At 37.2% G+C, this 12,537-nt stretch carries 6 protein-coding genes; 2 read left to right on the top strand and 4 right to left on the bottom strand.

The window, feature by feature from the left end; genetic code table 11:
- Positions 1–49 precede the first annotated feature (49 nt).
- Positions 50–1,453, bottom strand: a complete 1,404-nt coding sequence (locus ACNARN_RS08395; protein WP_075670808.1) for a tryptophanase — start codon at positions 1,451–1,453, stop codon at positions 50–52.
- A gap of 114 nt (positions 1,454–1,567) precedes the next feature.
- Positions 1,568–1,672: a tryptophanase leader peptide gene (tnaC, locus tag ACNARN_RS08390; RefSeq protein WP_071788547.1), complete on the bottom strand. Its 105-nt coding sequence runs from the start codon at positions 1,670–1,672 to the stop codon at positions 1,568–1,570.
- 831 nt (positions 1,673–2,503) lie between these two features.
- Between tnaC and ACNARN_RS08385 the strand changes: the two genes are divergently transcribed.
- Complete coding sequence (locus tag ACNARN_RS08385; protein WP_198629873.1) at positions 2,504–4,189, top strand: ShlB/FhaC/HecB family hemolysin secretion/activation protein; 1,686 nt, start codon at positions 2,504–2,506, stop codon at positions 4,187–4,189.
- A 33-nt stretch (positions 4,190–4,222) separates the two neighbouring features.
- Positions 4,223–8,956: a calcium-independent hemolysin HpmA gene (gene hpmA, locus ACNARN_RS08380; protein ID WP_416304338.1), complete on the top strand. Its 4,734-nt coding sequence runs from the start codon at positions 4,223–4,225 to the stop codon at positions 8,954–8,956.
- A 200-nt stretch (positions 8,957–9,156) separates the two neighbouring features.
- Here hpmA and secA read toward each other — a convergent pair whose 3' ends face one another.
- Together secA and secM are read right to left on the bottom strand one after the other, a co-directional pair.
- Positions 9,157–11,865, bottom strand: coding sequence for a preprotein translocase subunit SecA (gene secA / locus ACNARN_RS08375; protein WP_198620824.1), 2,709 nt, complete (start codon positions 11,863–11,865; stop codon positions 9,157–9,159).
- 99 nt (positions 11,866–11,964) lie between these two features.
- Entirely contained in the window at positions 11,965–12,492 is a 528-nt protein-coding gene (gene secM / locus ACNARN_RS08370; RefSeq protein WP_198620825.1) for a secA translation cis-regulator SecM, read from the bottom strand.
- Between the last annotated feature and the right edge of the window lie 45 nt (positions 12,493–12,537).

Below are 12,537 nucleotides of genomic sequence, written 5' to 3'. Positions count from 1 at the left end.
GATAGGGCTCTCGCATTGCACGAGAGCCATTATTATTGTGGAGTATTATTTATTTGATAGGTTTTAATCTAGCAGTAAAGTGTCTTAATACAGGTGGTTCATATTCGAACTCAAGACCTTTAAGCGTTTTAAACTTCTCTTTTAAACCGATAAGTGCGTCAGCAATATAATCCATATGGTCGTTGGTATAGACACGACGCGCAATGGTTAAACGCATAAATTCCATATCTGCGTGTTTTTGTTCTCCCGTTGCAGGATCACGCCCCAATAAGAACGAACCAATTTCAACAGCACGAACACCAGATTCTAAGTAAAGTGCGTTAATCACAGCTTGAGCTGGGAATTGATCACCTGGGATATGCGGTACTAGTTTTTTACAGTCAACGAAAACAGCATGTCCGCCAGTAGGATATTGAATTGGAATACCCGCTTCACGTAGACGATCACCCAGATATTGAACCTGACCAATACGATAGTGTAGATACTCTTCTTCAGTACCTTCCTCTAAACCTTGTACCATTGCTGCCATATCACGACCCGCTAAACCACCATAAGTCACAAAGCCTTCCATTGGTACACAGCGCTGTCTTGCTAATGTGAATACTTCTTCATTATCACGAATTGAGACTAAACCACCGATATTTAACAGAGGATCTTTCTTCGCTGACATTGTTAATGCGTCAGCATATTTATACATATCTAAAATAACTTCTTTGATGGTCGCATTTTTATATTTAGGATCACGCTGTTTAATGAAATACGCATTTTCACAATAACGCGCTGAGTCCATAACAACAAAAATACCGTGTTGTTTTGCAATTTCGTAAACTTCTCTTAAATTATCCATTGAAACAGGCTGACCACCAGCACTATTACAGGTCACTGTTGAAACAATGGCAACAACGTTATCAGCACCATGTTTAGCAATATTTTCTTTTAATTTAGCAATATCAAAATTGCCTTTCCAATCATCATAGGTTTCTGAATCAAACGCTTTTTCAGTCACAATATTAATTGCTTTACAGCCATTTAATTCAACGTGCGCTGCTGTTGTGTCAAAATGGAAGTTAGAAATAAATACAGGATTTTTCGCTTTTCCATCTTTTTGTTTATATTTTAATAATACTGGAAAAAGAATATTTTCAGCACCACGTCCTTGGTGAGCAGGAATAATATAATCGTAGTTAAACAACTCTTTGGCTTTATCTTTTAAATCATAATAGTTTCTTGAGCCTGCATAAGCTTCATCACCTGTTATCATTGCTGCCCACTGGTGATCACTCATTGCGTTAGTACCAGAGTCAGTTAATAAATCAATATAGACAGCATGACTTGGTAATAAGAATGGGTTATATCCTGCTTCTTTTAATGCAGCTTCACGTTCTTCTCTTGAAGGAACACGGATTTTCTCTACCATTTTAATACGGAATGGTTCTACGATTCTTTTAGCCATGATAATACCTTTAATATAAATTAAATAATAAAATTAAAAATAAATAAAATAGCCTTCCCATTTAAATTAAACGGAAAAGAGTATTAAATTATTTTGAATAGATATAAAAAAGGATTATTTTTCAGGGAAGAAGAAGGCGAGTTCAGAATCAATATTAAACCATTTCTTCAATCTGAAGAAACCTCTTAATATTATCAAAACATTAAATGATGAGAACATACTTTAACCCTTATCGTCAGGAAATAGTACAATTTACACGCTAATTTATATAACAGTTAAACACAATTAGTAATATAACAATAGTATATTTTGGATAAAAATCACACTATTTATAATTAATGATACATTAACGTGATCACTATCACTTACTTTATTATTTAATAAACTATTTTTTATAACTTAAATTTTTATTGATAATATTAAGTGGTAATACATGTATTTACATTGCATTTTCACAGAATGAAAGTTGCATTTAAATAACCATACTTTTTATCATGATTAATGATTTAACAATAAAATCCTAATCTTTTTACTTTCTTGCTAATCATTTTATTCATTAAAATGAAATAATAATTCATGAAATATTTATTCCAGAATAAAACATTAATAAACTTCCAAACAACAAATGAAAAGCTAATTAGCATTCTGCTTTTTTTATATCTTCGAATCTCCTCTCATTATTTATTTTCTCTTTATAAAAAATGAAAAAATTGTAATTAACATAGCTGAATCGATGGTAGTTTAGGCAAGAAGAAAAAATAACATGAAAGATTATAACCATGAAAATCAATACACTAGACACCATTTAAATGAATCATTTGTTTAAGTAATGCTATTTGAGATATCAATCATTTTAGTTATATCGCTATTTAATAGCGAAAGAAATAAAAATTTATCTTTATTTCGTCGATTTTTAATTTCTTTTCATATTGAGAGTAACCGGTATTTATTATTCTAAAATTAACGATAATATAAAAACATTAATTATTATCTTTCTATATTTAAGCAATATTATTTATATTTGAATTAATACCTTTATATTGAGGTAAAATGAGAAAAAAAGTTATTTTATTAACACTATTAAGTGGTTTTTCAACCAGTGGATTAACAGCAAATGACGCCGGTTATTTAGGCTCGATGGGAGAATCGCGGCGCGCATTACAAGATAGCCAACGTGAAATAAATCAACTTATTGAACAAAATCGCTATCAACAACTTCAAGAAAATGTATTAGAAGTTTCACCTACCCCCACACTTATTACTGAATCAGAACATTGTTTGCCTATTAATGGGGTTTATGTTCAAGGAATTACTTTACTTAATGAAAAAGATCTTGATTCCTTAACATCATTACCAGAGCAATGTATAAAAAGTGCTGACGTTAACCGTTTAATTAAAGAGTTAACCCAACGCTATCTTCAACATGGTTATATCACAGCCAGAGTCCAATTTTTACGTCCGAATCAAGAGCAACAACTTGGGTTGTATGTTATTGAAGGTTTTATTGAAAAAATAGAAGGTGGCGATAGAGGCGTTAATACCGCATTACTTTTCCCTCATATTGAAGGAGAGCCTCTTAAACTTTCAAAATTGGATCAAGGGCTCGATCAAGCAAATCGCTTACAATCGAATAAAGTTAAACTAGATATATTGCCTGGTACGCAATTAGGTGGCTCTATTATTCAGCTCACCAATCAGCGACAAGCACCGTGGCACCTAAATATTTCAAGTGATAATTATGGGCAAAAAAACTCAGGGCGCTGGTTAGTTAGAACGAATGCAAGCTTAGACAGCCCATTAGGGTTATCTGATTTTGTTAGCTTAAATGCCAGCATTACCACTGATAATCCCAATACACGTTTTAATCGTGCTTACACCCTACTCTATTCTTTACCTTATGGTGCATTGACATTCAGTACTTTTGGTAGCTATTCCGAGTATGAATTTCATCAAGCATTACAAACACGTACCGTACGTTTATCTGGTGATACCACACAAGTTGGTTTAAGGGGCGATTACGCTTTTTATCGTAGTCAAAAACAGATTGATACCTTAAATATACAGGTAACACATAAACGAATACGTAACTATTTCAGCCAAATCCGCCTTGATCTAAGTAGCCCTGCACTTACAACGGTAGAGCTAGGCATCAACCATTTACACATTGTTCCAAGTGGTGTTATCAGCGTTAATTTAAGTGCTGAGAAAGCCATTGGTTGGTTTGGTGCAGATGAGTCACCTCGTATTGCTAATGGCAATAGTAATGACTATCGCTTTACAAAAGTTAAGCTTTTTGCCAATTGGCAACATCGTTTTTCTATATCGAATTCTACATTTTTATTCAATAGCGCCTTCTTTGGTCAATATAGCCCCGACACCTTACCGGGTGTGGAATGGCTTAGTTTAACGGATAAAAACGCAATCCGTGGCTTTGATCAAAGCACACTTTCTGGCGATAACGGCGGCTATTTGCGCAATACGCTTTCTTATCCTTATCGGATAAACACATTTTCAATCACCCCTCGAATTGGTCTTGATGCTGGTCGTGTTCAACAACATGGTAACTATGAAGGATGGCGTAGTGGCTATGGGCTAAGTTCGGGCTTAAACCTCCAATATCAAAAAGCACAGTTCGATATTGAAGTTGCCAAGGGGCATTTGCTTTACAACCAAACGAATTCCAATAAAACCAAAGACCCTACTCAAGTGTTAGTTAGATTTTCATACTTATTTTGATTCACACTCATAGCAATAAACGGAGAAAACTCTATGAAATCAAAAAACTTCAAGCTCTCTCCTTCGGGTAGGCTTGCTGCATCTTTAGCGATTATTTTCGTATCACTAAATGCATATGCTGGCGGTATTGTTCCTGATGCGGGCAATCAAGGACCGAATGTTTCATCAGTTAATGGTGGCACTCAAGTCATTAATATCGTTACACCAAATAACGAAGGTATCTCTCATAACCAATATCAAAATTTTAATGTAGGTAAACCAGGAGCTGTTTTTAACAACTCTTTAGAGGCAGGACAATCACAGCTTGCTGGACAGCTAAATGCCAACAGTAACTTAAATGGACAAGCCGCTTCTTTAATTTTAAATGAAGTTGTTAGTCGTAATCCTTCGTTCTTATTAGGCCAGCAAGAAGTTTTTGGTATCGCTGCGGAATATGTACTTTCTAATCCAAATGGTATCACCTGTGATGGTTGTGGTTTTATCAATACCAGCCGCTCTTCTTTAGTTGTAGGTAACCCACTGTTTGAAAACGGTGAGTTAAAAGGTTATAGCACGCTTAATAATACAAATTTACTTTCTATTGGTAAAAACGGATTATATGCGCCCGGCCTTTTAGATTTAATTGCACCTCGCATTGATAGCCGAGGTAAAATAACAGCAGCAGAGATTTCTGCATTAACGGGTCAAAATACCTTCTCTCAACGTTTTGATATTCTTTCATCACAAAACCCCGCTTCTGCCTTAGATAGCTATTTCTTTGGAAGTATGCAATCGGGTCGTATCCGCATCATTAATACCGCAGAAGGAAGTGGTGTTAAATTAACAGGTAAATTTGTTGCTGATAACGAATTAAGTGTCAGAGCAGACAATATTCAAACGGATAGCCAAGTTCGTTATGACAGTTACGACAAAGATGGTAGTGAAAACTATCAAAATTACCGTGGTGGTATCGCGGTTAATAACAGTGGTTCAAGCCAGACTCTGACAAAAACAGAGTTAAAAGGTAAAAACATCACTTTAGTCGCTGATAATAAAAACCAAATCAAAGCCTCTGATTTAATGGGTGATGATATTTTATTACAAGGGGCTCATTTAACTGTTGATGGCAAACAGTTACAACAAAAAGACACAGATACTGACAATCGTTGGTTCTATTCTTGGCAATATGATGTCACTAAAGAAAAAGAGCTAGTACAGCAAGTTGGTAGCCATATTGATGCCAAAAATAGTGCAACATTAACAGCAACTAAAGGTGATGTAACACTTGAAGGTGCCAAAGTTAATGCAGGTAACACGCTGGCAATTAATGCCAATAAAGATATTAATATCAATGGATTAATTGAAAAAGAAAGTCGCAGTGAAAACGGCTATAAACGTAACCATACTTCTCGTTTAGAAACAGGTAGCTGGAGCAATAGCCATCAAACAGAAACCTTAAAAGCGAGTGAACTGACCGCAGGTAAAACGCTGGGCTTAAATGCTGAAGGCTCTATTACCGCTCAAGGTGCAAAATTACATTCTAATGAGAATGTTGTCGTTAACGCTAAAGAGAACATCAATCTTAATGTTCAAAATACCAACAATGATAAAACAGTAACCAACAATCATGTTGTTTGGGGGGGTATCGGCGGTGGTAATAATAAGAATAATAATAACAAACAAGAAGTTAGCCATTCAACACAATTAACGGCTGACGGACAACTGTTACTTACGGCAGATAACAATGTCAAAATCACGGGTAGCCAAGTGAAAGGCAACCAAGGGGCTTTTGTTAACACAACCCAAGGTGATATTGTTATTGATAATGCGATTAGCGAAACCATCACTAAAACTGATGAGCGTACAGGCACAGCCTTTAATATTACTAAGAATTCCCATAAAAATGAAACTAATCAACAAGTTTCAACCGGTAGTGAATTAGTTTCTGATGCACAATTAACCGTGATCAGTGGGAAAGATGTCAATGTTATTGGTAGCTTGATTAAAAGTGCTGATGAGTTAGGCATTGAATCTTTAGGTGATATCAACGTTAAATCTGCACAGCAGACCACAAAAATTAATGATGAAAAAACATCATTAGAGATCACTGGTCATGCTAAAGAAGTTGAAGACAAGCAATATAGCGCAGGTTTTCATATTACTCATACATCCAATAAAAACAATAGCACTGAAACCGAACAAGTAGGATCTACTATTAGTGGTGGCAGTGTTAAAGTTCAAGCGGATAAAGATGTCACTTTTGCAGGTTCTGATTTAAAAACAACCGCAGGTAATGCCTCTGTTTCTGGTGACAATGTTGCTTTTGTTTCAACAGAAAACAAAAAAGAAACAGACAGCACAGATAGAACCATTTCAGGTGGCTTTAGCTACACAGGTGGTGTTGATAAAGTGGGCTCTAAAGCTGATTTTCAATATGATAAACAGCATACAACAACTGAGATCACCAAAAATAAAGGTAGTGAAACTCAAGTTGCAGGTGATTTAACCATTACTGCGAACAATAATGTAACGCATCAAGGTGCATCACACAAAGTTGACGGTTCATATAAAGAATCAGGCGAAAATATTAATCATCTTGCGGCAAATGACAGTGCAACATCTAAAACAGATACCTTAAATATCGGTGTCGATGTAGGTGTTAATCTTGATTACAGTGGTGTGACTAAACCGATTAAAAAAGCAGTAGAAGATGGAATTGATACCACAAAACCAGGTAACAATACCGATATGGATAAAAAAGTTACTTTTAAAGATGCCATTAGTAATCTTGCTAACTTAAGTAACCTAGAAGCACCTAATGTCGGTGTTGAAGTCGGTATTAAAGGTGGCGGTAGCCAGAAATCACAAAGCGATAGCCAAGCGGTTTCAACATCAATTACTGCGGGTAAAATCAATTCTGACAGTAATAACAACTTACGTGACCAAGGTACTCATTACCAATCAACACAAGGTGATGTATCACTAACCGCAAATACTCACACCAGTGAAGCGGCTCAAAACAAACACCAAGAGTCTTTCCATGAAACAGCAGGTGGTGGTCAAGTTGGTGTCAGCACGAAAACAGGGAGTGATATTACCGTTGCCATTAAAGGCGAAGGTAAAACCACAGATACAAGCTTAACCACAACGAAAGCTAATGGTAGCCAGTTTAATTCAGCCGGTAATATCAATATTAATGTACGTGAAGATGCACATTATGAAGGCGCTAAGTTTGATGCTCAAGATGGCAAAACGGTGATCAATGCTGGCGGTGATTTAACACTGGCACAAGCAACAGATACTCACTCTGAAAGCCAACATAACGTGAATGGTAGCGCAAACCTTAAAGTAGGTACAACACCAGACAGCAAAGATTACGGTGGCGGTTTTAACGCAGGTGGTGCTACTCATCAAAAAGATCAGACAACAGCGAAAGCAGGTTCAGTGAATGGCTCTCAAGGTATTGAGTTAAATTCAGGTCATAATCTGACTTTACAAGGTACTCATTTAACCAGCGAAAATGATGTTGCTCTGACAGCAACTAACAAAGTTGATTTCCAAGCAACAGAATCTCAACGTACTGAAACAGGTAAAAACTTATCTGGTGGATTACAAGCGGGCTTCGGTCAAAAAACAGGAGAGAAATCATCTTCTGTCAATGGCTTGGGTGGCGCTGAATTTGCTATTGGTAAGCAAGATGAGAAAACGGTCTCTCGTGAAGGTGGAATAATTGCTAACCAAGGCAATTTAACCGTTAACGGTAGTTCCGTTAATCTTCAAGGTACTAAAGTTAATAGCAAAGATACGCAATTAACCTCTCAATCTGGTGATACTACCCTGACTTCAGCACAATCCACTGATTACAAAAATAATTGGGGTACTGATATCTCTTTAAATGGCAAACAAACTAATACGACGCCAAAAGAAGTGACTGAAGAAAACCCAGCAACCTCTATCCATAATATTGGTGGCAAAGTCTTAGTAAACGTTGAAGATCAACAAAAATCCACACACCAAAATGTTTCAGTAGAAACAGGCACATTAACTGTAAATAGCGACAAAAACCTTGCTCTTTCTGGTGCCAATGTTTCTGCGGATAATGTGACAGGTAATGTGGGTGGTGACTTTACAGTGACAAGCCAAAAAGACAGCGATCGTCACGTTACTGTTGGTGTAAATGTCGGTTACAACCACAATAATGATCCTAAATCTAGCCAAGTTGATAAAACAGCTAAAGCAGGTGGATCACTATTAGAAAATACGATCAAAGAGACTATTGATTCAGGTATTAAATCTGCAACTGATGTTATCTCTGATAAATACAACTCACTCTCTTCAACTATCGCAGATAAAACCGGTATCAGTGGCGAAACAAAAGCCAAAATTGATAAAGGTGTTGGTACAGTGGGCAATGGCATCAAAAATATCGTAACAGGTGCTGAAGGCCATACGGCGAATGCGGATATCAAAGTTTCTCATATTGATAATGATGCCGTTACCCAAACCACAACCTTAACAAGCAAAAATGACATTTCATTAAATGTAAGTGGTACAACTAAACTTACAGGTGCTGAAATTAAAAGTGAGCAAGGTCAGGTTGATTTAGGCGGTAGCAACGTTCAATTAAACAATATTGAAGGTCATCAATATGAAGCAGGTGCAGATCTTGATCTGAAATCATCTGCTGTTGATTTAGTGAAACAACTTGCAGGTGGTGACTTATCATTAAAATCACCTATTAAAGTGAATGAAACGGTAAACACAAAATCGTCTATTTCTGAAAAATAATAGACACCCTATAAAAGAGTAATGCCTATTCTTTTGTAAACCAAACCCCACTTATTAGGATAATAAAGTGGGGTTTTTTATGTGTTCGTTTCAAAATAGAACGTAAAGTACGATCAGTAATCGATAAAAAAGACCCACTTATGACTAAGTGGATCTTTTTCTAATCAGTACATTACACAGCTATTATTATGAAAAATAAATTAACCTAATTGGCCATGACAATGCTTATATTTCTTACCTGATCCACAAGGGCATGGCTCATTACGACCCACTTTTTTACCTGCAGCAACTTGACCATCGATTGCTGACATTTGAGATTCTTTTGTCACTTCATGGCTTAATTGTTGTTGTTTAGCTAAACGCTCGGCTTCTTCACGACGACGACGTTCTAACTCTTCAACTTCTTCAGGTAAACGAACTTGTACTTTGCTTAGTGTGCTGATCACTTCATATTTCAGTGATTCCAACATGTTAGCAAACATAGCGAACGATTCACGTTTGTACTCTTGTTTTGGATCTTTTTGTGCATAACCACGTAAGTGGATACCTTGACGTAAATAATCCATTGCTGCCAAGTGCTCTTTCCACAGTGAGTCTAGCGTTTGTAACATCACGCCTTTTTCAAAGTTACGCATCATTTCAGCACTAACGATCTCTTCTTTCGCTTTATAGACTTCGATAGATTTTTCTAAAATACGCTCACGTAATGTTTCTTCGTGTAATTCTGGTTCTTTATCTAACCACTCTTTGATTGGTAAATTTAAATCAAAGTCTTTTTGTAAACATGCCGTTAAGCCGTCAATATCCCACATTTCTTCTAGTGATTGAGGTGGAATATAGTTATCAATCATCGAAGTGAAAACGTCTTGGCGAATACTATCGATAGTTTCACTTACGTCTGCCACATCCAGTAATTCATTACGCTGAGTATAGATTGCACGACGCTGATCATTTGCCACATCATCATATTCAAGCAGTTGCTTACGAATATCAAAGTTGCGGTTTTCTACTTTACGCTGTGCGTTTGCAATTGCTTTGGTTACCCAAGGGTGCTCAATCGCTTCGGTTTCATTCATCCCTAATTTACGCATCATGCCAGACACTTTGTCTGAAGCAAAAATACGCATTAAGGAGTCTTCCATAGACAAATAGAAACGAGAAGAACCTTCATCCCCTTGACGACCCGCACGACCACGTAACTGGTTATCAATACGGCGAGATTCGTGACGCTCAGTACCTATGATATGTAAACCACCTGATGCTAATACTGCATCATGGCGCTCTTTCCATTTAGCTTTGATTTCTTCAATTTTTTCTTCTGTTGGCTCTTCCAGTTTAGCCACTTCAGTTTGCCAGCTACCCCCTAACACGATATCGGTACCACGACCTGCCATGTTAGTTGCGATAGTTACCGCTGAAGGTAAACCTGCGTTAGCAATAATATCCGCTTCCATTGCGTGGAATTTCGCATTCAGCACGTTATGGTGAACATTCGCTTTAGTCAGCGCTTTAGAAATCTCTTCTGATTTTTCAATTGAAATGGTACCGACAAGAACAGGCTGACCATTTTGAGTACGTTCACGAATATCTTCAATAATGGCTGCAAATTTACCTTGCTCATTCATATAGACTAAGTCAGGCAGATCTTTACGTACCATTGGGCGGTTAGTTGGGATAACAATTGTTTCTAAGCGATAGATAGAGTTAAATTCAAACGCTTCTGTATCCGCAGTACCCGTCATCCCTGCTAATTTTTCGTATAAACGGAAATAATTTTGGAATGTGATTGACGCTAATGTCTGGTTTTCATTTTGGATCTTCACACCTTCTTTTGCTTCAACAGCTTGGTGTAAACCATCAGACCAACGACGACCTTGCATTGTACGACCTGTATGTTCGTCAACAATGATAACTTCGCCATCTTTAACAATATAATCAACATCTTTGGTAAACAGCGCATGAGCACGCAATGCCGCTGTTACATGGTGCATTAACATAATATTAGCCGGTGAGTATAAAGACTCCCCTTCTTTCATCATGCCAGCATCTGCTAATAAACCTTCAATTTTAACCAGACCGCGTTCTGTGATATTCACTTGACGTGTTTTTTCATCAACAGAGTAATCGCCTTCACCTTGGAATGTATCTGAGTCTTCTTTTTCTTGAGAAACCAAATGAGGAATGATTTTATTCATTTGGATATAAAGCTCAGAACTGTCTTCTGCTGGACCTGAAATGATCAGTGGTGTACGTGCTTCATCGATCAAGATTGAGTCAACCTCATCCACTAATGCATAGTGTAATTTGCGTTGAACACGTTCTTGTGGACTAAATGCCATGTTGTCACGTAGGTAGTCGAAACCAAATTCATTGTTCGTACCATAAGTGATATCAGCATTATAAGCTTCACGTTTTACTGGTGGCGCCATATTTGGTAAGTTGATACCAACGCTTAATCCTAAGAATTCAAACAAAGGACGGTTGTTTTCGGCATCACGCTGTGCCAAATAGTCATTGACGGTAACAACGTGAACGCCTTTACCTGATAGCGCATTTAAGTACGCAGGTAATGTTGCGGTTAATGTTTTACCTTCACCCGTACGCATTTCTGCAATACAACGTTCATTCAGAACCATACCACCGATTAACTGTACGTCGAAGTGACGCATACCAAAAACACGTTTACTGGCTTCACGCACTGTTGCAAACGCTTCTGGTAAAATATCTTCTTCTTTCTCACCATTTTTTAAGCGCTCACGGAATTCATCCGTTTTCGCTTTTAGCTCATCATCTGTCAGCTTTTCAAATTCTGGCTCTAGTTTATTAATTTCAGCAACAACCTTGCGCATACGGCGGATTGAACGATCATTACGACTACCAAAAATTTTGGTTACAATTTTACCTAACATAAATCTTTATTCTCATTTATGGCGTGAAACGCCGAAAACAGCCTCTGTTTTTATTGATAAACAGAGATAATCATAATCTTATTAGATTAAGTGACTCAATTAAGCTGTTAGGTAAGGCCCTGCGCGAATACCACGGATTTGTGCAAGCCATAATCCGGTATGATAGGAAATTTTATTCTGTACTAAAACATAGCCAGAAAGAGGGAGGAGGCTTAGTGCCGATGATGGAGTCTCTGTTAATAAGGCATACAGCGTATCAAGCATAACCGCTGCAACATTAGAAGCAGGTAACGGTTCATCTTTGGCTTTAACCATCAATTCGGGTGAATTAATGGTGAATGCAAAAGAGAGCTGTTTGATCACATTTTTTACTGCATGCTGTTGCCAGTAATTAAAGGTGAAGGATGAGGCAGGATTCTGTACACTTTGACGTAAGAATAAGTTATCAAACGCAATAATTGCCTGGCTTTGACGGTTTTGAGAAGAAGGAGTATCTGTTTGCTGTGGATTTTCGGCATGAGCAGACAACAGCGAAGGTATTCCGATACCTGCTGCTACCATCCCTAAAAGCAGATGCGACCAAAAATATCGCCTGCCAAACTGTCGCCAAAAACTTATAATACTCATTAACCTTCGTTGCTCATTAATCTTTATTTTGTGGAGTCAAAATCT

Origin of the sequence: Proteus sp. TSJ240517 (genome assembly GCF_047921575.1) — a bacterium.
Taxonomy (GTDB): domain Bacteria; phylum Pseudomonadota; class Gammaproteobacteria; order Enterobacterales; family Enterobacteriaceae; genus Proteus.
Note: the sequence above shows the minus strand (reverse complement) of the source record. Positions and strands in the feature narration are given on the sequence as shown.